This is a genomic window from Nocardia sp. NPDC051832, from assembly GCF_040681285.1.
Classification (GTDB): Bacteria; Actinomycetota; Actinomycetes; order Mycobacteriales; family Mycobacteriaceae; genus Nocardia.
Genome location: NZ_JBFAYL010000001.1, coordinates 1,258,269 through 1,281,939 on the forward strand (window position 1 = coordinate 1,258,269; position 23,671 = coordinate 1,281,939).

Genomic DNA, 23,671 nt, shown 5'->3' on the forward strand with positions numbered 1-23,671 from the left:
AACGGTAGGAGGAGCAGCTCGTGCAGATCACCAGCGTCGGACACGCCGGATTCCACATCCGCACCGCGGCCGGGACGATCCTTTGCGATCCCTGGGTCAACCCCGCGTATTTCGGTTCGTGGTTCCCGTTCCCCGACAACACCCAGCTGGACTGGGACGATCTGGGCAATTGCGACTTCCTCTACGTCTCGCATCTGCACCGCGACCACTTCGACGCGAAACTGCTGGCCGAGAAGGTCAATAAGGACGCGACCGTGCTGCTGCCGGACTATCCGGTGCCGGACCTGCGCCGGGAACTGGTGAAGCTCGGCTTCCACCGGTTCTTCGAGACCAATGATTCGACCAAGCACTCGCTGATCGGCCTGCCGTGGCGCGCGGGCGTCCCCGCGGACGCGACGCTCGACATCATGATCGTGGCGTTGCGCGCACCCGCCGACGGGCCGATCGGCGACTCCGGCCTGATCGTCTCCGACGGCGAGACCACCTGTTTCAACATGAACGACGCCCGTCCCGTCGACATGGACGTGGTGCACGACGCGTTCGGCCACATCGACGTGCACCTGCTGCAATACTCCGGCGCGATCTGGTACCCGATGGTCTACGACATCCCGTCGCGCACCAAGTCCAACTTCGGCAAGCAGAAGCGGCAGCGCGGTATGGACCGGGCGCGCAGCTACATCGAGCAGGTCGGCGCGACCTGGGTGGTGCCCTCGGCCGGTCCCCCGGTGTTCCTCGACGACGAACTGCGCTACCTCAACGACGATCGCGGCGACGAGGGCAATATCTTCCCGGATCAGATGACGTTCCTGGAGCAGATGCAGATCCACGGGAACCCCGGCGGGATCCTGATGATCCCGGGATCGGTCGCCGAGGTGCACGGCAAAGATCTGTCGGGGCTGACGCATCCGACCGATCCGGCGGCGATCTACGACCACAAAGCCGACTACATCGCGGCTATGGCGCAGCGGCTCGCGCCCGTGCTGGTTGCCGAAAAAGCTTCCTGGGCAACGGGTTCCGAACCGTTCCTGGAACCGCTCAAGGCGCTGTTCGAACCGATCATGGCGCAGTCGGACCTGATCTGCGACGGCATCGGCTACCCCGTCGGGCTGGTGCTCGGCGAGGAGACCGTGGTGCTGGACTTCCCGAAGCGGGTCGTGCGCGCGCCGATCGAGGGTGAAGGCAAGTACCGCTACGGTTTCCGCATCGCGCCCGACCTGGTGCGCACCGTGCTGCGCGACAACGAACCGGACTGGGTGAACACCATCTTCCTGTCCACCCGATTCCAGGCGTGGCGGATCGGCGGATACAACGAATTCCTGTACACGTTCTTCAAATGTCTCACCGATGAGCGCATCGCCTATGCCGACGGCTGGTTCTCCGAGGCGCACGACGACACCGCGTCCACCGAACTCGGTGGTTACGAGGTGCAGCGCCGCTGCCCGCACCTGAAGGCGGATCTGTCGAAGTTCGGTGTGGTGGAAGGAACTACCCTCACCTGCAACCTGCACGGCTGGCAGTGGGATCTGGAGTCGGGGCGCTGCAAGACCTCCAAGGGTCACGAGCTGCGCAGCCGCAAACTCTGAGTACCGGGGGCCGGTGCGGCGCCGGACCGGCCCTTGTTTGTTTTGTCAGGCCGTGAGTTCGCGGGTCAGTCGCGAAGACCACGGACACCAGAAGCAGCCCGGCAGGAAGGCGCCGCACGCCTCGTCGAGATGATCCTCGGTATAAGTGATGCTGGAATCGCAGACCTCGATGGCCATCGTGAAGAAGGTGATGGTGTCGGGGTCCAGATGGAAGCTCCAGCCCGGGTTGTACTCGACCTGAGTCTTCCGGATACGGCCCATGACGTGGATCGACATGGTTTCCTCGCCGGAGAGGATGCGGCGCGCCTCGGAGATGCGTTGCTCGTTGGTCAGCCGGATAACGAATTCTTTGCCGGAGTAGTCGGTAAACGCGAAGTCCGCCATTATCTTTCACCTCGTTGCTGGTCGGCGGGTAGATCCTTGCTCTTCGATGGTATCGACGGACAATCGGCTATATTTGCCGAAATCGATTGTGCGGCAGAAGAATTAGAGTACCGCCCCGTATTAATCAGACAAACCGGGCGGACTGGAGTTCATAGTTCAGCGGTCTCGACCAGCGGCCCGTTCTCCGCGGCATTCATTGCCGGACAGCCGTTTTCGCTCGCATGATCAATTCCCGGGCCGCCATCGCACCCCGCGCCACCGGCGCCGCCACCCGGCCCTGCGCGTCGATCAGCACCGCCGAGGGCGTGCCCCGCACTCGATATCGCAGCGCGGCCTCGTTGCCCTGCTGCACCAGCACCGGTATCTCGCCGAGCCCCTGCGCCCGGCCCCACTCCGCGTGCTCGTCCGGATCGCCGTTGCCCACCACCGCGATGCGCAAGGCCTGGGCGGTCCGGTTCTGCCAGCGCGGCAACTCCCGGGCCAGGGCCGCGCACATCTCACAGCCCGGATGGACGAACACCAGCAGCACCTGCCGTCCCTGAGTCAGCAACTCCGCGAGGCTCACTCGATCGCCGGCGGTCCCCAGCAGTTCGAACTCCGGGGCCACCGCGCCCGCCGGCAGGCCCTCCGCTCCCAGCGTGGACAAAGCCTGCTCATCCAGTCGCCGCCGAAGGGCTTGAACCTGGCCGGTCATCCACACCAGCACCGCGATCAGTACCGCGACCACTGCCATTCCGACGGCGTGGTCGGTCGGCAGTCGGCCCGGAGCGTCCGGAGATACCATCGACCCCGCCGCTGCGAGCAACGAGAGAAGCAGCAACACCGCATTACGCACCAGCGTCCGCCGGCCGATCGGCGCGGTGCTCGACGCGCCGAAACACGAGCATGCGGGCCGCTTCCCTTGCGCCAGTAGCCTTGCCATCGCCGCGGTGAACACACCCAGCACCAGCATCGCGAGGACAGCGGCCGCCGCGGCCGTCCACTGGACCAGCAGGCCCACCGCCAATCCCGCCTCCACCACCGGCAACCCCCACGCCACCGCGGGCCCCCACCGGACCGGCACTCCGAAATCAACCACCGCCTGCCGCGCGCCCACCCGATCCGCCAGTTTCCCCCAAGCCGCCAGCCCGAACACCACAGCCAGCCCTAACCGCACGACCCACACCCCGTACTCGGCCATGACCGCACCATCCCATACACCGCGCGTCGGTGAAATATGAATGGCGAGAACAATTTTCGACCATATCGCCGCCTGACCGTACGGTTTGACTGTCGGGCGGCCGGCCCGTTCTCAGCGTGTGATCGCGCCCGCCCGCTGATCCCCGCGGCGGGCCGCGACGACGACGGCCACCAGCGTCAACAAACAGCCGAGCACCGAGAGCGGCGATATCTTCGCACCGGTGGGCGTCAGCAGATCGAGAGCCAGCGCGGCAGTGAGCTGACCCGCCACCGAGGTGAGGCCGAACAGCAGAACGCTGATCCAGCGCACGGTCAGCGCAGCCAGCGCGATGAAAGCGACGCCGATCAGTCCGCCGAGGTAAAGCCATGGCTGCGTGGGGAATTCAGCAGGCCTGCCGATACCGATCAGCACCACCGATTCGATCACGAGCAACGCGACCAGCCCCACACCGAAATTCACCAAGGCAGCCGAAAACGGCCCGCCAACCGCCCCGACCCGCCCATTCACGGCCTGCTGCCAAGCCAACCCGACCCCCGCCAGCGCAGGAAGCACGACAAGCAGCATCGAAGGAACAACCTGCATCGAATCCGGCAGCGCGAGCCCACCCCCCGACCCGCCGGACCGATTCAACCCCGCCAGCAACACCGCACCCACCGCCAGCCCAGCACCACCAATCCGCATGGCAGTAACCGGAGTACGCCCACTGGGCGCCACCCCCAGCCGATCCACCACCAAACTGCTCACCAACTGCCCCGCCACCGCCGCCACCGTAAACGCGGTAACCCCGATCGCCCCCACCGTCAGCCCCTGACAAGCAACAAACAACGCCCCACACAACCCCCCAGCCAACTGCCAAGGCCGGACCACCCCCGCGGCCACCCCCCGCCGCAACCGCCCGACCCCCGCCCGCAACCGCCCACTAACCCCGAACACGACCCCCAGAACCACCAGCCCCACCCCGAAACTCACAGCCGCAGCAGCGATCCCATCATGCAGCCGCACCCCCAACGCCCCATTGACCCGACTCTGCACCGCCACCCCAACCCCGATACAGAACCCGAACACCACCCCCAACCGCGCGCGCCCATCCACCCCCGCACGCTACCGCCGCCCCCACCCCAACCTCACACACCGTCCGCCAGTTCCTGCTGGAACCACGCAGCACCGACCCGACAGAGGTCTGGCTGTGGCGTCTTGACGGTCTCGGGGGTTCAGCCCGCGCGGAGGGCGGGGCGGGCGTAGGTGTCGTGGCGGGCGTAGGTGCGGTCGCCGCCGTTGCGGGCGATGGAGCCGCGAACCAGGCGGGTGCGGATTCGGGCGCCGAGGTTTTCTTGGAGGCGGGTGGCGCCGGGGATCAGCTGGCGGGGGATTTCGAGGGCGCCGTTGAGGACTGCGGTGGCCAGGACGGCGGATTTGAAGAGGGGGCGGTCGGGGAGGCCGAGGAAGTCGGAGTTGCTGGGGCCCAGGACTATTCGACTGTAGGCGGCCATGTAGTGGGTGACCGCACGGCGGAAGGTGCGCTGGGCGGCGGTGTGGGTGCCGACGAAGAGGCCGCCCGCCGCGGGGAGCAGGGCCTGGGCCAGGCGGCGGGAATCGTCGTCGGGGATGAATTCGGTGTCGGCGAGGATCCAGAAGGCGCGCCAGGTGTCGGTTTCGTTGGTGGGCAGGATCTCCTGGTCGATGCCGAGCAGGAAACCGACGTAGCGCCACAGGTGGAAGACGGATTCCTTCTCGGCGGCCGAGAAGCGCAGGCCGAGGGCTTGGGCGCCGACGAGGTTCGCCATGGAGAACAGGGTGAGGGTGCCGACGGTGAGTACCTGGTTGATCGGCTGGTCCCAGGCGTCGTAATCCCAGTCCGGACGGTGGTTCATGCCGGAGCGCACCAGCGCGTGCATCAACCGCACTCGCAGCACGCTCTTGTAGCCGACAGCCTGGCGGTCGAGTTGACCGGGCGTGGTGACGTCGAGCCACCACTGCGTGGTCTCGGCCAGCCGTCGCGGCGCCATCGCATCCAAATCGCCGGTGCCGACCAGGGTTTTGTCGGCGCGCGAGGCGAGATAGCCGCCCATCAGCGCGAACATGCCCATCGCGATGCCGCCCCACACGCTGGTGCGGCCGACCACGCGAGCACCGCGCTCGATCTTGGCCCGATCCAGCCAGTACGGCTCCGATTCCACCTGCTCGAAGAAGGCGCGCAACTCGGCGGGCGCGTCCGGCACGGCGTCGATCCCGCGCTCCACCGCGCACTCGAACATCCGCCGGCCCTCGCCGACGGGTAGCCGCTTGATCATGGCGACCACGTCATCGGCCAGCGGGTCACCGACCTGTGCGAACTTCCGGAACGAATCCCGCTGCTCCGCGGTGCAGCGCAGATCGCCGGGCGAGAACACCGGCACCGCGTACTTGAACGGGAACTCCGTGAACAGCGGCGGAGTCGGCAGGAAGTTCCGGTTGTCATGCGCCATTGCATTGCACCCATCGGCTCGAACGGTCCGCACCCGGCCCCATCGCCGAGTGCATCTGATACCGACGGTCTCACACAATCGGATATCTGGCAACGCTCCATGCCAGAATTGGCGTCAGTCCTTTCGCGGCAACCAGGCCGGGGTGACCAGGGCGATGGCGAGGATGACGACACCGAGCAGGGCGAGGGTCGTCGCCATCGACAACCAGAGCGTGGCCAGGGCGACGAACCCGAAGATCGCAAGGGCAACAAGCTCCGCCAGCAGACCGGCCACCGACGTGACGGTCGCTCGCGCGGGCCCTTCGATCGAGTCCTGGAGCCGAGCCTCGGCGATCACGGTGCTGTTGTAGACGACACCGTAGGCCGCACCGATCGCGGCGAAACCGAAACCGGCCAGCAGATAGACGGACTGCGGATGGTCCGCCCCGAGCCCGGCCACCAGCGAACCGGCAATGAACAACACCGCGGCGATCACCAAGGCCACCGCCATGGTCCGCGCGGACATCCCCTCGGTCCGCCCGGCCAGCAGCGCACCGGCCGTCGATCCCAGCACCGTGACGCCCACCAGCACCGCCACCACCGCCGTCGCCGCACCCGCCGACTGAGCGAGCAGCCCGAAATACTCGTCGAAGGCGGTGATTCCGTACAGCAGCGACCCGAGCAAAACGCCGTAGCGCACCCGCCGCACCCGGATCGCCTCACCGATACCGGTACGCAGCATCATCAGATACCTGCCGAAAGCCGTCGGCTCAACGGCATCAGTCGATCCGGCGACATAGCCATTCGACCGAGCCGAGTCCAACTGCACCGCTGTGGAAGTGGGCGCTATCTCGGCGGCCCCAGCACCCGCAGGCGTCCTCCTCAGCGTCGCACCGACACCATCGAGATCGACCGAGTTCGGCTGTTCGGCAGCGGAACTCGTATCCGGCGGCCGATCGGCAGCCGCTGGGATGACCGCCTTTTCGAGTTGAACCTCGGGACCATCTTCCAGTTCGTCGACAGCGCCGGCTGATACCGCCATCGGCGCACGCGGCATCGAGAGGGCGATCACGGCGTGCAGCGCCGCGACCGCGACGCTGGACCAGGCGACCAGGGCGTAGCCGCCCCAGGCATAGAGCGGGGCGGCGGCCATGATGGCGACGACGACGGCAATCTCCGAGGCGGCGCGGGTGTAGCCCATGATTCGGGGGTAGGCGCCGCGTTCGCCGCGGGCGACCAGGTCGTCGTAGATCAGGGCTTCGAAGGTGCCGGACTCCAGAGCGCCCGCGGTGCCCCACAATACGAAGCCGATCGCGAAGCCGAGGTAGGACGGTGCGACGGTCCAGGCGGTGAAACCGCCGACCAGCAGAATCGAACTGAGGATGAGCAGTGCGCGGCGCGACACGGTGTCGGCCCATGCGCCCGAGGGCACTTCGAGCACGAACGCCGTCAGCGACCAGATCGCCAGCAGCGAGGAGATCTGCGCCGTGCTCAGGCCGTGGTCGGCGAACAGCAGGGCGTAGAGCGCGTAGAGCGGGATCAGATCGCCGGAACCAGTGAACAGCACCGCGCGCAGCGTGAGCCCGCGAACTCCGTAATCGGGATCAGTCCCGGCGAATCGCCGGCCCGCCGGAAAGCCGCGACCCGCGAACACACTCCGAGTCGCAGTCAGACGCCCGAGCAGGGCCGACATAGAGCTGAAAGGTCAACAGCCATAGATGAGCATGCGCATGTCCTCAACTTCACCCCACGCCATGCCCGCCGTCAACCAGTTTGTCGCCGGCGGCGGCCACGACGCGGCGCGAGCTACTGTCGAAGGGCAGTCGATCATTGTCAGGTGGAGGTAAAAATGGCTCGGGTTCCCACGTCTCTGCTCGCCGCCGGCGGGCTCACCGGCGGTTTCGCGCTCGCGCAGGCGAAGAAGAAGCGGCAGCTGGGCGGCGCGGTATTCGCGGCGGGAACCTTGGCCGCCGTCCCGCAGTGGTACCGGACCGCGGGCGCCGGCGGGGCCGCCGCGCTCACCGGTGTCGCGGTGGGCGCCATGGGCGCTTCGCATCCGCTGGCGAAGAAGATCGGGGCCTGGCCCTCGGTCGCGGTGGTGTCCGGCGTTGTGGCGTTGGCCGCATGGGCGGCGGTTGACCGGCGCGCCTGAGACGGTCCGGGTGTTAGGGTGCGTCTTAAGCTTAGGCTTACCTAGCACAAGGAGATGTACCCATGATTCGCTCGTTCGCCGCAGCCTCGTTGGCGGCCGCCGCCCTCATTCTTCCGGTCAGCGCCGCCGTCGTCGTCACCGCTCCGGTCGCGGTCGCCGCGCCCGCCGCACCCTCGCCGGCCCAGCTGCAGGGCAAGCTGCAGGCCGCGCTCAACGGCTCGGCCGCCGAGCTCGAGTCCGGTGACGCCAGCAAGATCGCATCCGTTCGCGAGGTCATCACCAAGCTTCCCGGCTACAGCTGGGATGTCTCGGGTCCGGTCACCGTCGACGGTGACGTGCTGAACGCGACCCTGAACAGCCGCTTCGCCGGCCAGAGCTACCCGATTCCGGTGACCTGGAAGAACGTCGGCGGCACCTGGAAGTTCTCGCGCGAGAGCGAAGAACTGCTGGCCAGCTACGCCGGTATGTCGAGCCAGTACTGAGCAGCGCCACCAGCGCTTCGACACGACCCCGTGCTCAGCCGAGCGGCAACCAGCCGTTGGCGGAGGGCATGGGGTCGTCGTCTGTCATGGGCCCGACGCGGCCCTGCCCCTCGTTGAGGTCGCTGATCAGTTCCGCGACCGGATGCGAATCGCTGTAGTGATAGCCCTGGGCCAGCGCGAAGCCGAGCTCGGTGAGCACCGCCGCCTGGTACTCGGTTTCGACGCCCTCCGCGATGACTTGCAGATCCAGCGCCGAACTCAGCGCGGCGATGACGCCGAGCAGCGGCGGTGCGGGTGAGTCGGAACGGATTGCGGCGACGAAGGACTGGTCGACCTTGAGGATGTCGCTGGGCAGGGTGGCCAGCCGGCTCAACGAGGAGTAGCCGGTACCGAAATCGTCGATGGCGATGCGCACGCCGCGTTCCCGGAGGGTGTGCAGGTTGGCGATCGCCGTCTGGGACTCCGCGGCCAGTTCACTCTCGGTGACCTCGAGCACGAGTTGCTCGGCGGGCCAGCCGCTGCCGGCGAGGATCCCGGAAACCCGGTCGGCGTAGCCGGTTTCGGCCAGTTCCAGCCCGCTGACGTTGACGTTCAAGGTCAGATCCAGCTGGGCGAAGGTTTCCTGCAGCCGGGCGGCGTCGGCGCAGGCCCGGCGCAGCACCAGTTCGTCGAGGTCGGCGATGAGGTCGTACTCCTCGGCGACCCGGATCAGACCCTCGGTGGTGACATCGGGCTGGGCGTTGGAGGACCAGCGCAGCAGCGCCTCCACGCCGACCGCTTTGCCGCCGCCTTCGCTGAGGCTGACGATCGGCTGGTAGTGCACGTCGAGGGCGCCGCGGTCGATGGCCTCGCGCAGTTCCACCGCCAGCGGCAGCTGCCGCGACGATTCCAGCACGGTCCGGTTCCGTCCGGCCTGCTTGGCCCGGTAGAGCCCGACGTCGGCGCGGGAGACCAGCAGCGAGCCCGATTCGCCCGGCTGCCAGGAGGTCACGCCCGCGGAGCACCCGGTCGTGACCGCGGCGCGCAGTTGCTCGGTGAGCAGGATCGCGGCCTGCTCGGTGGTGTTCGGCAACAACAGCGCGAACGCGTCGCCGCCGTAGCGGGCGAGCACCTGTTCGGGCTGCAGCAGCCCGGACCAGGTGTCGGCGACCCGTTGCAGCACCGCGTCACCGGCGCGATGGCCGAGGTGATCGTTGATCTTCTGGAACCGGTCGAGATCGACAAGCACCAGCGAAAGCCCTTGTCCGGTGCGGGTGGCCAGCTCGATGGCCGAGTTCAACCGGCGATCGAAACCGCGGCGATTGTGCAGCCCGGTGAGCACGTCGATATCGGCCTCGGACGCCATCCTGGTCAGAATGCCCACCACGACGCCGACGCCGAAGGTGACGCCCGCCGGGATCAGCCCGGACCACCACGGCAGATCCCGCGTCGGCAGCACCCACAGGCACATCACCACGGCGAACGCGATGTGCGCGGCGGCCTGGGACCACCGGAAGAACAGCGCCGCGTCACACGCGACGAATACATAGAAGGCCGCGAGGCTGATCGCGCCCACGGTATTCGGGAACGAATGCACCGCGATGGTCACCAGCACCGTCGCGATCCCGACGTAGACATGGTGGATCCCGTGGGGTAATCGCGGACCCCACGCCAGCAACGTCAGACCCAGCAGCAGCGCGATCGCTGCCGCTGTGCCCACCAGCGGTCGATTACCTTCCGAACCCGGGGCGATGGCAGTGATCACCAAGCCCAGCACACCACCCATGACGTAGAACGCCCCGGTGGTTCGAGCCATAACCATTGCTGTCGCCAGCGCCGATGCCGCCCGCACCCGGGTTCGGGTATCGCCGCGCGCCCCGATTCCTCGCACGGGGAATAGCGTAAAGGCAATGATTCTCGGCGGTTGCCACAACAGGGGAATCGACCCCCGCGAACCGTTGGCTATTTACCTGCCGGCAACTTTCGGCGGACCCAGCACCTCGGTGCCGACGAACGGGACCAGGGCGGCCGGCACGCGCACCGAACCGTCGGCCTGCTGGTGGTTCTCCAGGATCGCCACGATCCACCGGGTGGTCGCCAGTGTGCCGTTCAAAGTGGCTGCGATCTGCGGTTTTCCGTTTTCGTCGCGGTAGCGCACGGCCAGGCGACGAGCCTGGAAGGTGGTGCAGTTCGATGTCGAGGACAGCTCCCGGTAGGTCTGCTGCGTGGGAACCCAAGCCTCACAGTCGAACTTGCGCGCCGCCGAACTACCCAGATCGCCCGCCGCGGTGTCGATTATGCGGTAAGGCACCTCGACGGCCGCGAGCATCTCCCGCTCCCAGGCGAGCAGCCGCTGATGTTCGGCGTCGGCTTCCTCGGGCGTGGTGTAGACGAACATCTCCACCTTGTCGAACTGGTGCACGCGGATGATGCCGCGGGTGTCCTTGCCGTAGCTGCCTGCTTCGCTGCGGAAGCACGACGACCAGCCCGCGTACCGCTTCGGGCCCTCGCTCAGATCCAGGATCTCGTCCGAGTGGTACCCGGCCAGCGGCACCTCCGACGTGCCGACCAGGTACAGATCCTGATCCGGCAGGTGGTAGACCTCGTCGGCGTGCTGGCCGAGGAAGCCGGTGCCCGCCATGATCTCCGGGCGCACCAGCACCGGCGGAATCATCATGGTGAACCCGTTGGCCACCGCCTTCTGCGCCGCCAGCTGCAACATGCCCAGCTGCAGCAGCGCGCCGTAGCCGGTGAGGAAGTAGAAGCGCGAACCCGACACCTTGGCGCCGCGTTCCATGTCGATCAGGCCCAGCGACTCGCCGAGTTCCAGGTGGTCCTTCGGCTCGAAGTCGAAGACGGTAGGGGCGCCGACGGTTTCGAGCACGATGTAGTCGTCCTCGCCGCCGGCGGGCGCGCCGTCCTGCACCACGTTGGAGATGGCGCGGTGCGCGGCGTCGAGCTCCGCCTCCGCGGCGGTCTGCGCGGCCTCGGCCTCCTTGACCTTGACCGACATCTCCGTCGCCCGCTCGAGCAGCGCCGGCCGCTCCTCCTTGGACGCCTTGCCGATCACCTTGCCCATCGCCTTGTGCTCGGCGCGCAGGTTGTCGGCGGTCGCGATGGCGGAGCGGCGCGCCACGTCGGCTTCCAGCAGGGCGTCGACGAGGGCCGGGTCTTCACCGCGGGCGCGCTGCGAGGCGCGGACCGCTTCGGGGTCTTCCCGCAGGAGTCGGAGGTCGATCATGGACAATCAGCCTAGTCGGCGGCTCGGCCCGGTTTCACCTGGATATGCTGTGCCCGATTCGCGGCGCTCGCTGGTCCCTCCATGGTCACGCTGCGCTACCGCCTCCGGGCCCTGAGCTCACGCCGCGCGCCAACAAATTGGCGCGATAAGGCCGATATGCCCGGTTCCGGCCAGTTGATCATGCGTCGCGCGCATAGTTGGCCTGTGGGTACGACTTTCGACGAATCGACCATCGACAACGCACTCGCGGATCTGGCCGCCGGCGAGAAAGTCTGGGCCCAGACCTCGCTGCGGCGGCGCCGGGAACTGCTCGACGAGATCCATCAGCGCACCGGCCGCTTCGCCGAGGACTGGGTGCGGGCCGCCCGCGAGATCAAGGACCTGGACGCGGCATCGCCGCTGGTCGGCGAGGAATGGATGTCCGGGCCGCTGACCCTGTTGCAGGCCACCGCGGCGCTCTCGGAATCCCTGACCAAGCTGGCGGCCGGACGCAGCCCGCTCGACGGGGTCACCCTCGGCAGCGCGCCGGGCGATCGGGTCGCGGTGCCGATCCTGCCGCACGATCGTTACGATCGCCTGCTGCTCAGCGGTTTTCGCGGCGAGGTGTGGTTGCGCCCGGGCGTGGACGCGGACACCGCGCGCCGCCGGGCCGGCCTGGCACAGCTCGACCCGACCACCACCAACGGCATCGGCGCGGTGCTCGGCGCGGGCAACATCACCTCCATCCCGGTGCTGGACACGCTCTACGAGCTGTACGCGCACAACCGGGTCGTCGCGCTGAAACTGAACCCGCTCACCGATCCGCTGTACACGGTCTTCGAGATGATCTTCGCGCCGCTGCTGGAACTCGGCGTGCTGCGCATCCTGCTCGGCGGCGCGGAGGCGGGTAGCTACCTGGTCCGGCACAGCGACGTCGCCCACGTGCACATGACCGGGAGCACCCAGACCCACGACGCCATTGTCTGGGGGGCGGGCAAGCGCAAGAAGAAGCAGCTGGACAAGCCGATCACCAGCGAACTCGGCGGCGTCTCCCCCACCATTGTGGTTCCGGGCGACTGGTCCGACGCCGACCTGCAATTCCAGGCCGAGCATGTCGCGACCCAGCGGCTGCACAACGGCGGCTACAACTGCGTCGCGGCGCAGACGGTGGTGCTCAGTGCCGAGTGGCCGCTCAAGCACAAGTTCCTCAACGAGCTCCGGGCCGCGCTCGAGCTCGCGCCACAGCGCACGCCGTACTACCCCGGCAGCGACCGCCGCGTCGCCGGGGCGCTGGAGTCCTACCCGGACGCCGAGCGGCTCGGCCAGGGCCGGGTGCTGGTCGAACTGCCCAGCACCGAGACTCCGCTGCTGCGTACCGAATACTTCGCGCCGGTGCTCGGCGTCGTCGAACTGCCGTACTCCGGCGGCGAATTCCTCGCTCGCGCCGTCGATTTCGCCAACGCCGAGCTGGTGGGCACGCTCGGCGCCAACGTGCTCGCGCATCCGACGACGATCCGGCGACTCGGCATCGCCTTCGACCGCGCCCTGGAACGGCTGCGCTACGGCGCGATCGCCGTCAACGCCTGGACCGGGCTCGCGTTCCTGGCCCCCCGCGCCTCCTGGGGCGCCTTCCCCGGCCACACCGTCGAGGACGTGCAGAGCGGAATCGGCGTGGTGCACAACGCTTTCCTGCTCGACGACGTCGAACGCACCATCGTGCACGGGCCGTTCCGGCCCGCGCCGCGCACGCTGCTGCACGGCGAGTTCTCGCTCTCCCCGAAGCCGCCGTGGTTCGTCGGCAACAGCACCGCGGCCACGACCGGACGGAAACTGACCGAGTTCTACGCCGGCGCCAACCCTGCCCGCCTGCCCGGCATCTTCCTGTCGGCCCTGCGCGGGTAGATCCTGTCGACACCCCTGTGGTTGTGCCGGGTCGTGGCACCGCGCTGCCGACACTGCAATGATGGATCGCGATGTCTGAAGATGATGACCACTCCCGGTACCCCGACCCCGAGCACTCTTCGGGCGCGTCGTCGCGTGCCGAAACTCTTCGGGATCAGCTGATCATCGACCGCAAGGTGCTCGACGGCGGCAAGGTGCAGTTGCCGGCGTCGTCGCTGCGCTGGGTGCTGCTCACCGTCGCGGTCGGCGCCGTCGTCGCGGCCCTGGTGGGCGTGTTCATCACCGGCTTCGACAACAAGAACGGCCTGGAGGCGCACAACCCGGCCGCCCCCGCGGAGACCGTGCTGGACAAGGAATTCGGCACCGCCTCCGCCGGCGACTGCCTGAGCTGGACCAAGGCCGACCGCTCCGACCTGGTGAAGATCGCCTGCTCGGGCAAGCATCTGTTCGAGGTCGCCGCCGACATCGACATGAGCAAATACCCGGGCGTCGAATTCGGCTCCGGATCCCGGTTCCCGGACTCGCTGCGCCTGACCGAGCTCAAGGAAGAGCACTGCGTGCCCGCGGTGCAGCAGTACATGAAGGGGAAGTTCGATCCGCGCGGACGCTACGTCGTCGGGTTGATGTACCCGAGCCCCGACGGCTGGAAGCACGGCGATCGCACGCTGCGCTGCGGAGTCCAGTTCTCCGGCAGCACCGGCACGCCGCTGGCCTCGACGGGCAGCGCGGTCGAGCACGATCAGTCGAAGGTCTTCGAGCCGGGCACCTGCCTGGGCATCAACCAGAACCTGCCCACCGATCCGGTCGACTGCGCGCAGTCGCACGCGGTGGAGATCGTCTCGACCGTCGATCTCGCCGCACGTTTCCAGGGTCCGCCCCCGGCCAAGGAGGAGCAGGACAAGTTCGTCGAGGAGGAGTGCTCGCGTACCTCCACCGACTATCTCGGCTCCCACGAAGCCATTCGCAACAAGACGCTGACGCTGTTCTTCGACTACATCGACGCGCGCAGCTGGCTGGCCGGCAGCCGGAAGCTGGACTGCATGATCGGCAAGGGCACCGACCGCGAGGGCTTCGCGCCGATCCAGGGTTCGGCCCGCGGCGAGATCCTGATCAACGGCCAGGCTCCGGTGCCGCCACCGAACACGGGGCGTTCGACGCCGGCTCCGCTGCCCGGCGCCGCGCCGCTGCCGCCGCAGCCGCAACCCCGGTAGGACCGAGTCGATGGCGGTCTCCATGTCCGACGACCGGTTCGAGCAACTGGTCGGCGATGCGCTCGATCAGATCCCGGCGGAACTGGCCCGCGCGATCGACAATGTGGTGATTCTGATCGAACCTCGCAATCCGGAGGATCCACAATTGCTGGGCCTCTATCACGGGATCGCGCTCACCGACCGGATGGATAGTCAGTACGGCGGCGTCCTACCCGACACCGTGACCATCTATCAGGACGCGATTCTCGACATCTGCGCTGATGAGGACCAGGTCGTCGAGGAGGTCGTCATCACCGTGATCCATGAGATCGCACACTATTTCGGCATTGACGAAGACCGGCTGCATGAGCTGGGATGGGGATAATCTTGTTCGAGCTTGCAGGTTCATTAAGAGCTGGGCAAGATCGTCGAAAGAAGTAGGGGATTCGATGGAACCGATCGCAGCGCTATCGCGTCCTATCACTCGAAGGGGGAATTCTCGTGGTTCCGCCCAATTGCCGCCACTAGAAGGAGTCGAGTCATGGTTGGCCTGGTAAACATCACACCCGAAGCTGTCCTCCTTGCCGCCGCCGAGCTGGATCTGCTCGCCGACCGGCTTGCCGCCGCCGGTGCGCTCACCGCGCCCGCGACGCATGTTCTCCCCTCCGGCGCCGAGGAAGTGTCCTTGCTCGCCGCGAACCACTTCAACAAGGCGGCGAGCAGCCACGACCGGGTGGTCGCGCAAGGCGTTGTCGAGCTGCATCACGCCGCCAACGTGCTGCGAGCCCAGCTGGCCGCGCACATCTCCGAAGACTCGGCCAAGGCGAGCATCATGAGCGCCGTCATGAACACCATCGTCTAGGCCACGGATTCACTAGAACTGATTACAGGGGAGAAGTAAGCATGACCGCAGGAATCACCGGGGTGTTCTGGCTGCCTCGTATGGCCGAAGCCAATTCCATCGCGCTCAACGCGGGCGCGCACGCCGTCCCGATCTCGGCCGCCTCCACCGCCTGGGGCGCCCTCACCGGCGTCTGGGTGGAGGCCACCGCGACCGTCGCCCGGGTGGTCGCCGAGCTCGGCGTCGGGATGCAGGGCATCAACGGCATGAACGCGATGGGCAAGCTCGCCGGCTTCACCGGCTGGGCCGAACAGCAGGGCGTGCTGGCCGCGGCCATGAGCGCCAAGACCGCCGCCAACGCCACCGCCTACACCGTGGCGTCGATCGCCATGCCCAGCCTGCCCGAGATCGTGGCGCTCAACACCGCGCGGGCGGCCTCGCACACCACCGGTGGCGCGCTGCGTGGCGACGCCGAGGCGCTCGAGGCCGCCAAGGCCGCGATGGACCTGCGGGCCGCGCTGACCATGGAGACCTACGAGGCCGCGACCACCGCCCAGGTGTCGACGCCGGGTGAGTTCTCCGACCCGCCGCACATCGCCGAAGGCGCGGGCGCGGGCAATCCGGTCGGCATGGTGCTCAGCGCCGTGTCGAGCGCGCTGCAGAACGCGGGCGGCGCGGCCACCCAGATCGCCAATGTCGCGGGCTCGGTGGCGAGCACCGCTGTCGGCACCGGCGCCAACCTGGCCGGTGCGGCCGTCTCGGCGGTCACCGCTCCGGCCGGAGCCGGCGCCGCCATGGTCGCACCCGCCGCCGCTGTCACCGCGCCCGCCGCCGCGATCACCGTCGCGTCGACCGTCGGCGCCAGCACGGTCCAGCTGCCCTCGGGCTGGGGCACCCCGGCGACGGTCAGCGGCTCCGGCTTCGGCTCGATGTCCCCCGGCAGCGGCGTCCGGATGGAAACCACGGCCACGCGCCCGGCGTCCACCCTGAACAGCCCGCTGACCCCCACCCGCAACACCAGCGACGAGGACGAGGAGCAGGAGCGCAAGTCCGCCGTCGAACTGCAGGACGACCAGTTCACCGATGGTCGCTTCATCGCCGACGGTGTGATCGGCGCCAACACCGGGCAGAATAGGTGACCATTCTGGGAGCGGGCCGCGGCCCGTCGGTGCTCGGGAGCGTCGTGTTGTCGCTCGACGAGATGCAGTTTCTCCTGGAGAAGCTGGAGCTCGACGAGATGCCCGTGGTGCTCCAAGCCGTGGGGCGCTACGACGACCAGCTGGCTCACGATGCGGCGATGGACGTGGCCGCCCAGTCGCTCGTCGACCGCGATCTCGTGGTCGACCGGGCGGTCCATCCCGAACTGGAAGACCGGCTGCGCACGCTGTACCGGCCGCACTGGGTGCTTTCGCTGCGCCTGGTCGTGGAAGGCGCGATCAGCCGGCTCTGCCTGGCCAAGGGCGATGATCTGGCGGTCCTCGCCCTGCGCGGGCCGGAGTCCTACGTCATCTCCGCGGTCGAGGACGATCTGCCCGGCCCGATCGTCGCGGCGCTCGGCACCGCCGAACCGCTCGAGCTGAGCGGCATGAACGCCCAAACCGAGCAGCTCGCAGAGATTTTCGGCGATACCGGCGATGCGACGGCCACCGCCAACCGGTTGACCAAGCTGTGCAATCCGAACCGGGACGCGCAGACGCTCGCCTCGGCGGTCGTCGAAATCCATTCGCACGCCCAGATTTCGGCGGTGGTGTACGGCGACGGCACCCGCGATATCTCCGACAACCACATCGCCGTCTTCAACACCCGCAACGGGCGGTTCATCGTGACCGCCAGTCTCGCGGACGACGGCACCAAGTGGTCCTCGATCAGCAGCGGCACCACTGCTCGTCTGCGCCAAGCACTGCTGGACTTGATGAGCTCGCTGCCGGAGCGGGAGGATTTCCCGCCCACGGCGAAACTTCAGTAGCAGCACCAGCTTTCACCCCGTCGCGGCCACCGCGGCGGGGTGAATTGCGTTCTACCCCATGGGATCGTCTTGCGTAGGTGCGGCCTTGTAACTGAACGGCGGCGTGAAGCGGCCCCAGCGGGCGCAATCCCAGCCGCCGTCGGCGGCCGGAACCAACTCGATGGTCTCGGTGTTGTCCAAGTGATTGTTGGTGGTGAAGGGCGGCGCCACGCCCGCCAGCGTGCGGCCGATCAAACGCATTGCGGCGCCGTGGTTTACCAGCAGGATGTCGCCGGAGGCGTCGGCGGTCAGATACTTGGCGCGCAGATCCTCGATGACCGGGACGATGCGTTCGAGCACCTCGTGGCCGGATTCACCGCCTGGGACGCGCAGCGAGAGATCACCGTCGTGCCAGGCGTGATAGACGTCGAGGAAGATATCGTGCGACTGCGAGTCGTTGCGGCCCTCCAGATCACCGACCTGGACTTCGTGCACCCCCTCGAGCACCTGCGCGGGGACACCGGTGGCCGCTTCGATATAGCTCGCGGTCTGCCGCGCCCGCAGGGCCGCCGAGCAGAACAGGGCCCGGGGCGGCGCGGATAGGCTCTCACCGAACGTTTTCGCCTGTGCCGCACCACGTTCGGTGAGCGGTAAGCCCGGCACCCGGGTATCGAGGATCTTGGCGACATTGCCTTCGGTCTCGCCGTGCCGGACCAGGATCAATCTGCTCATCGGTCGGCCACCCCTTTCCGCAACTGCGTCAACCACTCCGCCGCGTCCTCGTCGGACGGGGGCGGGGCTCCGGTGGCCGAGGTCGCCGGCCAGGAACCGAGGAATCGGATTCCCGCGGTGCGGTGCAGCGCCTTGAGCGCCTCCGCGACCGCGGTGTCGTCGATGTGCCCGACGCAATCGAGATAGAACCGGTAGGTTCCGAAACTCGTTCGGGTGGGGCGGGATTCGATTCGGGTCAGGTCGATGCCGCGGGTCGCGAATTCGGCGAACGCGCGCATCAGTGACCCGGGCTCGTTGGCCAGATCCAGCACGATCGAGGTGCGATCGGCGCCGGTCGCGGCGGGCGCCACGCAGGGTGGGGTGACCAGCACGAACCGGGTGATCGCCTGGTCGTGATCGGCCACGCCGCCGGCGAGCACTGCCAGTCCGAGCCGCTCGCCGGCCAGCGCCGTCGACACCGCCGCGTCCGCGTGCCCGGCCGCGACGTCTTCGGCGGCGGCGGCGTTCGAGGCCGAGGTGTAGGGCTGTGCCGCGGGCAGTTCCCGCGCGACCCACTCCCGCACCTGCGCGGCGGCCACCGGATAGGCGGCCAGCGTGCGCACCTCGGCCAGCCGCGTTCCGGGTTTGCCCAGAATCGTGAAAGAGACCTCTAGTTCGGTCTCCGCGATGATTTGCAGCCGCGGCCCGATCGCCAGCGAATCCAGCGTCGCCGAAATCGAACCCTCCACCGAGCTCTCGATCGGCACGACGGCGCCGTCGACCTGCCCGGCCCGGATCAGCTCCAGCGCCGCCCCTTGGCTGGGCGCGGCGACTCGCTCGACCGCCCCCGCGAAGGCGCCAGAGGATTCGAGCTTGGCCAAAGCCATCTCGGTGAATGTTCCGGAGGGACCGAAGTACGCGATACGCGGCACGCCTACGACATTACTTGCGTCCGAAGGGCAGCCTCGGGGATCGCGGGCTAATTCGGGGCAAGAATCCCGAGCGCGCGGGTCACCTCGGCCACGGCGTCGGTTTCGACGGCCAGCAGTACGCCGCGGGCCGCCTCGACCGCGGGCGGCTTCAGACCGGTCAGAAACGCGATATCCGGCTGTGCGAGCGCGGCTCTGATGTCTTCACCGCACAGTGCCGCGACGGTCGCCGCGACCACGGCCACGGCCCGCTCGCCACTGGCCGTGCGCGCTACGAACCCGCCGTCGGCGTGCGCCGCTCCCGCCAGGAAGTCCGCGAGCTCCGCGTCGGGGACATCGACGTCGACGCGCGGCGCCGAGCCCTGGTAACGGCCTTGCACCAGCCCTTCGACCAGGCTCCGCCGGGCGGGCGCCGTCAGCGCCACCAGCACCGGCTCACTCGCGCTGTTCCCATCCACCTGCCAACCGTAACAACCCCTTCCGGACGAATCGCGACATAGAGGTTGCGGAAGTGATCTCCGTGACTTAGCTTAGGTTTACCTAATTCCACCGCCGTCTTCTTCGGAGGTTTGCATGCCGACTTCGACTATCGCGCCGACGACCGCTGAGCGGGTGCGGAGCGCGTGTGCTCATGCCGAGCAGGCCGTCCTCGCACTGCCCGGCGTCGACCCGACGCCGACCACCGTGCATTACCTGCGGGAATGCGGTGACGTGGTGATCGCGGTGCCGTCCGCCTCGGTGGCCGCGGTGCTGGTCGGGAACGCGCGGGCCGGCGGGTCGGCGGCGGTGCTGGAATTGACCGATCACGCGCCGCTGCCGCTGCGCGAGCCGGTGCGCTCGCTGGTGTGGCTGCGCGGGTCGGTGCGCTCGGTGCCGAGGCAGGCGCAACGGGCGCTGGCCACCGAAGTCGCCAAGGAGCACCCGCATCCGGAGCTGCTGGACGTCGGGCACACCGCGACTCTGCTGCGCCTGGTGCTGGAGTCCGCCGTGATGGCGGATTCGACCGGCGCCGAATCGGTCTGCGTCGACCAGCTCCGCCTGGCTCAGCCGGATCCGTTCTGCGGCATGGAATCCGCGTGGCTACAGCACCTCGACGAGGACCACGCCGACATCATCGCCCAGCTCGCCCGCCACCTGCCGCCGCGCCTGCGCACCGGCGCGGTGCACCCGCTGGCGATCGACCGCTACGGCCTCACCCTGCGCATCGAGGGCCACGACGGCGACCACGACTTCCGCCTCCCCTTCACCGCACCCGCCGACGACATCGAATCCCTCAGCCGCGCCGTGCGCACGCTCGCCGGCTGCCCCTTCCTCAACGGAATCCGCCGCATCTGACGCACTCCGATCACCCTGCCCGCAGATCCGAGGGGGAGGCAATAGATTCGGGGTATGCGTGGTGCGGGGTCCGGGGAGACCGAGTTGACGGACCGGGAGCGACTCGGGATCCGCGTCGAAATAGTGGTGGTGCTGGTCGTCACCTTCGGGCTCAGCGGGATGAGCGCGGCGCTGTCGCTGGTGGAGAGCGCGCTGTCGCCCGGCGGGGTGGGCGGGCAGACGATGAAGCTGAATCCGTCGCGGTCGGCGCAATCGGTGCTGGATCTGCTGTTTCAGTTGCTCAGCGTGCTGCGGCTGCTGGGGTGGGCGGCGCTCGGGTTGTATCTGTTGTGGCGCAGCGGGATCGGGCCGAAGATGATCGGGCTGGCGCGGCGGGTGCGGTGGCGGCAGGACGTGCTGCCGGGGCTGGGGCTGGCGGCGCTGATCGGAATCCCCGGGCTGGGGCTGTATTTGACCGCGCACGCGCTCGGGATGAGCGTGACGATCGTGCCGGCGTCGCTGGGCGAGCACTGGTGGCGGTTGCCGGTGCTGGTGCTGGCGGCCTGTGCGAACTCCGCGGCCGAGGAGATTCTCGTGGTCGGGTACCTGCTGACCCGGTTGCGGCAACTGGGCTGGACGGACAATCGATCGCTGCTCGCCTCGGCGCTGCTACGCGGTAGCTATCACCTGTATCAGGGTCTCGGTGGCGGAGTCGGCAATCTGGTCATGGGTGTGATCTTCGCCCGATTCTGGCAGCGCACCAACAGGTTGTGGCCGCTGGTCCTCGCGCACGCCACCATCGACACGGTCGCCTATATCGGGTACACATTCCTGCACGGTCAGGTGAGCTGGCTGCCGTAACGGAATGCGGCTCCGGCGGTATCGATAGAGGACGGCTATATGCCTTTCGCAAGCCGCTTCCCCCAGCGCGCACCCCTTCGATCAGTAAAGTCAGAGTGATGAACGGCGACGACCACCAGCGCGACGCGCGCCCACGCCGGATGCCGCCGCCCAATTACGTTCCCGGGTCAGCGGGTTCGCAGCATCTGAAGCCGACCGAGGTGCTGCGGCGCGACGGCACCGCCTACCAACCGCCGCAGGCCTACTCGCAGATGCGGCGGCAGCAAGCGCCGCCGCCCCCGCCGCGGCGGACCCACGCACCCACCCAGCAACCGCAGCCCTACCACGAGCCCGCGCCGAAACAGCGCCGCCAGGCACCGCCGCCGCCCCCACCGGCCGCGCCGCCGTCGCGCCGGGAACGCGATCCGCGGCCGCCACGCGCGCGCCGCAAGCGCCGCCCGTTCCGCTGGTTCCTGATCTTCCTGCTGGTGCTGATCGTCGGTTCGGTCGCCGGTGTCGTCCATCTCGACGGCAAACTCCAGCGCATCGACGCCCTCGCGAACTATGAAGACCGCGTGGGCGATACGCCGGGCACCAACTGGCTGCTGGTCGGCTCGGATTCCCGCACGGGCCTGACCCCGGAGCAGGAGAGCGAGCTCGCGACCGGCGGCGAGGTCGGCGGCGAACGCACCGACACGATCATGCTGATCCACGTGCCGAAGTCGGGCAGCACCACCATGGTCAGCCTGCCGCGCGACTCCTACGTCTCGATCCCGGGGTACGGGCGCGACAAACTCAACGCCGCCTTCACCCTCGGTGGCGCGCAACTGCTCGTGCAGACCGTGGAGATCGCGACCGGCCTGCACATCGACCATTACGCGCAGATCGGATTCGCCGGATTCGCGGGCGTCGTCGACGCGCTCGGCGGCATCGACGTCTGCGTCCCGACCGCCCTGGACGACCCGCTCGCCGGCATCAATCTGGAAGCCGGCTGCCAGGAACTCAACGGTCCGGAGGCGCTGGGCTTCGTGCGCTCGCGCGCGACCGCGCTCGCCGACATCGACCGGATGAACAATCAGCGCCTGTTCATGTCCGCGCTGCTGAAGAAGGCGACCAGCTGGTCGACCCTGGTCAATCCGTTCCGGCTGTGGCCCCTGGCCAGTGATACCGCGAAATCGCTGAAGGTGGACGAGGGCGATCACCTGTGGCATGTGGCGCGCCTGGGCTGGGCGTTGCGCGGCGACACGGTGACGACCACGGTGCCGATCGGCGGCTTCGACGACACCGGCAGTGGCAATGTCCTGCTCTGGGACAAGACGAAGGCGAGCCAGTTCTTCCAGGCGCTGGCTTCGGATCAACCCGTGCCGGAGGCGCTGCTCACGCGGTAACGTCGAAGACATGGCCGGTACCGAGACTTTCCCCGTCCTACTGCGCGATCAGATCCGGCACGGCTTCACCGCTGCCCAGCAGTGTCTCGCCGCCGCGGTCTACTTCGATGCGAACCGCCTGCCCCAGCTGGCGAAATATTGCTATCAACGCTCCGAGCTGTACCGGGCGCACGCGCTGCGGATGATCCAGTACCTGCTGGATCGGGAGTTGGCGGTGCGGGTCGGCAATCTCGGCGATGTCCAGCCCGATTTCGAATCTCCGCGCGCGGCGCTGCTGTTCCTGCAACGCGCCGAGAACACGCAGACCGACCAGATCACCGAACTGGCGGGGGCGGCGCGCGCGACGAACGACTATCTCGGCGAGCGGTTCGTCCAGTGGTTCCTCAAAGAGCAGGTCGACAACCTCGCCAGGATGAACACGCTGGTGACCGTGCTGGAGCGCGGCGCGGGCGATCTGTTCGACGTCGAGGAGTTCGTCGCACGCGAGCTGAATACTCCGGTGCGGCACGATCGGACCGCCCCGAAAATGGCGGGCGCGGCGAACAATTAATTAGGAATGGCTGACCTCAATAAGGCTGTGCTCAATAAGGATGCACTTGGATGACACGCGCTCTGACCAGCGTTAATGTGTCCATCATGTCCAGCCACCCAGAGACCCCGCGCAGCAAATTCCACAAACTGCTTCACGACCAGATTCGGCATGAATTCAATGCCGAGCATCAGTACATTGCGATCGCGGTGTGGTTCGATAACGCGGACCTGCCGCAGCTGGCGAAGCGCTTCTACGCCCAGGCGGTGGAAGAGCGTAATCACGCCATGATGATCGCGCAGTACTTCCTGGATCGCGACCTCAGTGTGGATCTGACCGGAGTCGACGCCGCCAAGTCCACTTTCAAGAATGCGATCGAGCCGATCCAGCTTGCCCTCAAGCAGGAGAAGACGGTCACCGACCAGATCATCCAGCTCGCGAGCACCGCCCGCGAAGAGGGCGATTACCTGGGCGAGCAGTTCATGCAGTGGTTCCTCAAGGAGCAGGTCGAGGAGGTCGCCGCGATGCACACGCTGCTCAACGTCGCGGAGCGGGCCGGCTCGAACCTGTTCGATCTGGAAGATTTCATCGCCCGCGAAATGAGCGGCGCCTCGGATGCTTCCGGTGCGCCCTCGGCCGCCGGCGGGTCGATTTAATAC

At 67.8% G+C, this 23,671-nt stretch carries 24 protein-coding genes; 14 read left to right on the forward strand and 10 right to left on the reverse strand.

Annotation, left to right across the window (positions count from 1 at the left end):
• The first annotated feature begins 20 nt into the window (after positions 1–20).
• Positions 21–1,583, forward strand: a complete 1,563-nt coding sequence (locus AB0M14_RS05540; RefSeq protein ID WP_364989108.1) for an MBL fold metallo-hydrolase — start codon at positions 21–23, stop codon at positions 1,581–1,583.
• A 45-nt stretch (positions 1,584–1,628) separates the two neighbouring features.
• On the opposite strand, the gene AB0M14_RS05545 is transcribed toward AB0M14_RS05540, so the two are convergent.
• From AB0M14_RS05545 to AB0M14_RS05565, 5 genes are all read right to left on the reverse strand, one after another.
• Entirely contained in the window at positions 1,629–1,967 is a 339-nt protein-coding gene (locus AB0M14_RS05545; RefSeq protein WP_364989110.1) for a calmodulin, read from the reverse strand.
• Positions 1,968–2,160: 193 nt separating this feature from the next.
• On the reverse strand, positions 2,161–3,147 hold the full coding sequence (locus tag AB0M14_RS05550) for a MauE/DoxX family redox-associated membrane protein (protein ID WP_364989112.1): 987 nt from the start codon (positions 3,145–3,147) through the stop codon (positions 2,161–2,163).
• A 111-nt stretch (positions 3,148–3,258) separates the two neighbouring features.
• Positions 3,259–4,239, reverse strand: coding sequence for a DMT family transporter (locus AB0M14_RS05555; RefSeq protein WP_364989115.1), 981 nt, complete (start codon positions 4,237–4,239; stop codon positions 3,259–3,261).
• A 119-nt stretch (positions 4,240–4,358) separates the two neighbouring features.
• Entirely contained in the window at positions 4,359–5,612 is a 1,254-nt protein-coding gene (locus AB0M14_RS05560; RefSeq protein WP_364989117.1) for an oxygenase MpaB family protein, read from the reverse strand.
• Positions 5,613–5,726: 114 nt separating this feature from the next.
• Positions 5,727–7,157: an MFS transporter gene (locus AB0M14_RS05565; protein ID WP_364989119.1), complete on the reverse strand. Its 1,431-nt coding sequence runs from the start codon at positions 7,155–7,157 to the stop codon at positions 5,727–5,729.
• 282 nt (positions 7,158–7,439) lie between these two features.
• Here AB0M14_RS05565 and AB0M14_RS05570 point away from each other — a divergent pair, with 282 nt between their 5' ends.
• Positions 7,440–7,742 (forward strand): hypothetical protein, encoded by a 303-nt coding sequence (locus AB0M14_RS05570; protein ID WP_364989121.1) that lies wholly within the window; start codon positions 7,440–7,442, stop codon positions 7,740–7,742.
• Between the two features lie 62 nt (positions 7,743–7,804).
• Positions 7,805–8,224, forward strand: a complete 420-nt coding sequence (locus tag AB0M14_RS05575; protein ID WP_364989123.1) for a hypothetical protein — start codon at positions 7,805–7,807, stop codon at positions 8,222–8,224.
• A 34-nt stretch (positions 8,225–8,258) separates the two neighbouring features.
• Here AB0M14_RS05575 and AB0M14_RS05580 read toward each other — a convergent pair whose 3' ends face one another.
• Together AB0M14_RS05580 and serS are read right to left on the reverse strand one after the other, a co-directional pair.
• Complete coding sequence (locus AB0M14_RS05580; RefSeq protein WP_364989125.1) at positions 8,259–10,094, reverse strand: bifunctional diguanylate cyclase/phosphodiesterase; 1,836 nt, start codon at positions 10,092–10,094, stop codon at positions 8,259–8,261.
• Between the two features lie 75 nt (positions 10,095–10,169).
• Complete coding sequence (gene serS / locus AB0M14_RS05585) at positions 10,170–11,444, reverse strand: serine--tRNA ligase (protein ID WP_364989128.1); 1,275 nt, start codon at positions 11,442–11,444, stop codon at positions 10,170–10,172.
• A gap of 180 nt (positions 11,445–11,624) precedes the next feature.
• On the opposite strand from serS, the gene AB0M14_RS05590 reads away from it, so the two are divergent.
• The 6 genes from AB0M14_RS05590 (at position 11,625) to AB0M14_RS05615 (ending at position 17,322) form a co-directional block, all read left to right on the forward strand.
• Entirely contained in the window at positions 11,625–13,325 is a 1,701-nt protein-coding gene (locus AB0M14_RS05590) for an aldehyde dehydrogenase family protein (protein ID WP_364989130.1), read from the forward strand.
• Positions 13,326–13,396: 71 nt separating this feature from the next.
• Entirely contained in the window at positions 13,397–14,536 is a 1,140-nt protein-coding gene (locus AB0M14_RS05595) for a septum formation family protein (protein ID WP_364989132.1), read from the forward strand.
• Between the two features lie 10 nt (positions 14,537–14,546).
• The gene (locus AB0M14_RS05600; RefSeq protein ID WP_364989134.1) at positions 14,547–14,900 is read left to right on the forward strand and encodes a metallopeptidase family protein; all 354 of its coding nucleotides are present in this window, start codon (positions 14,547–14,549) and stop codon (positions 14,898–14,900) included.
• Positions 14,901–15,056: 156 nt separating this feature from the next.
• Entirely contained in the window at positions 15,057–15,377 is a 321-nt protein-coding gene (locus AB0M14_RS05605; RefSeq protein WP_364989136.1) for a PE family protein, read from the forward strand.
• 41 nt (positions 15,378–15,418) lie between these two features.
• Complete coding sequence (locus AB0M14_RS05610) at positions 15,419–16,495, forward strand: PPE domain-containing protein (protein WP_364989138.1); 1,077 nt, start codon at positions 15,419–15,421, stop codon at positions 16,493–16,495.
• Positions 16,492–17,322, forward strand: a complete 831-nt coding sequence (locus AB0M14_RS05615) for an ESX secretion-associated protein EspG (RefSeq protein ID WP_364989140.1) — start codon at positions 16,492–16,494, stop codon at positions 17,320–17,322. Before AB0M14_RS05610 ends, AB0M14_RS05615 begins: the two co-directional genes overlap by 4 nt.
• A gap of 51 nt (positions 17,323–17,373) precedes the next feature.
• Here AB0M14_RS05615 and AB0M14_RS05620 read toward each other — a convergent pair whose 3' ends face one another.
• From AB0M14_RS05620 to AB0M14_RS05630, 3 genes are read right to left on the reverse strand one after another with little or no spacing between them, the layout of a single operon-like run.
• A complete protein-coding gene (locus AB0M14_RS05620) occupies positions 17,374–18,033 on the reverse strand; it encodes a histidine phosphatase family protein (protein WP_364989142.1) in 660 nt (219 codons plus the stop codon).
• Positions 18,030–18,944, reverse strand: coding sequence for a prephenate dehydratase (gene pheA, locus AB0M14_RS05625; RefSeq protein ID WP_364989144.1), 915 nt, complete (start codon positions 18,942–18,944; stop codon positions 18,030–18,032). Before pheA ends, AB0M14_RS05620 begins: the two co-directional genes overlap by 4 nt.
• A 47-nt stretch (positions 18,945–18,991) precedes the next feature.
• Positions 18,992–19,399, reverse strand: a complete 408-nt coding sequence (locus tag AB0M14_RS05630; protein WP_364989147.1) for a hypothetical protein — start codon at positions 19,397–19,399, stop codon at positions 18,992–18,994.
• A 115-nt stretch (positions 19,400–19,514) separates the two neighbouring features.
• Between AB0M14_RS05630 and AB0M14_RS05635 the strand changes: the two genes are divergently transcribed.
• The 5 genes from AB0M14_RS05635 to AB0M14_RS05655 all read left to right on the forward strand — a co-directional run bounded on the left by AB0M14_RS05635 (position 19,515) and on the right by AB0M14_RS05655 (position 23,668).
• Positions 19,515–20,276, forward strand: coding sequence for a DUF2470 domain-containing protein (locus AB0M14_RS05635; RefSeq protein WP_364989149.1), 762 nt, complete (start codon positions 19,515–19,517; stop codon positions 20,274–20,276).
• A gap of 54 nt (positions 20,277–20,330) precedes the next feature.
• Positions 20,331–21,116 (forward strand): CPBP family intramembrane glutamic endopeptidase, encoded by a 786-nt coding sequence (locus tag AB0M14_RS05640; RefSeq protein ID WP_364989151.1) that lies wholly within the window; start codon positions 20,331–20,333, stop codon positions 21,114–21,116.
• Positions 21,117–21,214: 98 nt separating this feature from the next.
• Complete coding sequence (locus tag AB0M14_RS05645; RefSeq protein ID WP_364989153.1) at positions 21,215–22,483, forward strand: LCP family protein; 1,269 nt, start codon at positions 21,215–21,217, stop codon at positions 22,481–22,483.
• Between the two features lie 10 nt (positions 22,484–22,493).
• Positions 22,494–23,033 carry a ferritin-like domain-containing protein gene (locus AB0M14_RS05650; RefSeq protein WP_364989155.1) on the forward strand — a complete coding sequence of 180 codons (540 nt, stop codon included), beginning with the start codon at positions 22,494–22,496 and terminating at the stop codon, positions 23,031–23,033.
• Between the two features lie 86 nt (positions 23,034–23,119).
• Positions 23,120–23,668 carry a ferritin gene (locus AB0M14_RS05655; protein WP_364991336.1) on the forward strand — a complete coding sequence of 183 codons (549 nt, stop codon included), beginning with the start codon at positions 23,120–23,122 and terminating at the stop codon, positions 23,666–23,668.
• Positions 23,669–23,671: the final 3 nt, after the last annotated feature.

Bases quoted from the DNA above. Each gene is read 5' to 3' on its own strand.
- AB0M14_RS05645 (WP_364989153.1), top strand. From the start codon at position 21,215: ATGAACGGCGACGACCACCAGCGCGACGCGCGCCCACGCCGGATGCCG.
- AB0M14_RS05545 (WP_364989110.1), bottom strand. From the start codon at position 1,967: ATGGCGGACTTCGCGTTTACCGACTACTCCGGCAAAGAATTCGTTATC.
- AB0M14_RS05610 (WP_364989138.1), top strand. From the start codon at position 15,419: ATGACCGCAGGAATCACCGGGGTGTTCTGGCTGCCTCGTATGGCCGAA.
- AB0M14_RS05560 (WP_364989117.1), bottom strand. From the start codon at position 5,612: ATGGCGCATGACAACCGGAACTTCCTGCCGACTCCGCCGCTGTTCACG.
- AB0M14_RS05640 (WP_364989151.1), top strand. From the start codon at position 20,331: ATGCGTGGTGCGGGGTCCGGGGAGACCGAGTTGACGGACCGGGAGCGA.
- AB0M14_RS05570 (WP_364989121.1), top strand. From the start codon at position 7,440: ATGGCTCGGGTTCCCACGTCTCTGCTCGCCGCCGGCGGGCTCACCGGC.
- AB0M14_RS05550 (WP_364989112.1), bottom strand. From the start codon at position 3,147: ATGGCCGAGTACGGGGTGTGGGTCGTGCGGTTAGGGCTGGCTGTGGTG.
- serS (WP_364989128.1), bottom strand. From the start codon at position 11,444: ATGATCGACCTCCGACTCCTGCGGGAAGACCCCGAAGCGGTCCGCGCC.
- AB0M14_RS05635 (WP_364989149.1), top strand. From the start codon at position 19,515: ATGCCGACTTCGACTATCGCGCCGACGACCGCTGAGCGGGTGCGGAGC.
- AB0M14_RS05590 (WP_364989130.1), top strand. From the start codon at position 11,625: ATGCGTCGCGCGCATAGTTGGCCTGTGGGTACGACTTTCGACGAATCG.
- AB0M14_RS05575 (WP_364989123.1), top strand. From the start codon at position 7,805: ATGATTCGCTCGTTCGCCGCAGCCTCGTTGGCGGCCGCCGCCCTCATT.
- AB0M14_RS05620 (WP_364989142.1), bottom strand. From the start codon at position 18,033: ATGAGCAGATTGATCCTGGTCCGGCACGGCGAGACCGAAGGCAATGTC.
- AB0M14_RS05650 (WP_364989155.1), top strand. From the start codon at position 22,494: ATGGCCGGTACCGAGACTTTCCCCGTCCTACTGCGCGATCAGATCCGG.
- AB0M14_RS05655 (WP_364991336.1), top strand. From the start codon at position 23,120: ATGTCCAGCCACCCAGAGACCCCGCGCAGCAAATTCCACAAACTGCTT.
- AB0M14_RS05595 (WP_364989132.1), top strand. From the start codon at position 13,397: ATGTCTGAAGATGATGACCACTCCCGGTACCCCGACCCCGAGCACTCT.
- AB0M14_RS05605 (WP_364989136.1), top strand. From the start codon at position 15,057: ATGGTTGGCCTGGTAAACATCACACCCGAAGCTGTCCTCCTTGCCGCC.
- AB0M14_RS05600 (WP_364989134.1), top strand. From the start codon at position 14,547: ATGGCGGTCTCCATGTCCGACGACCGGTTCGAGCAACTGGTCGGCGAT.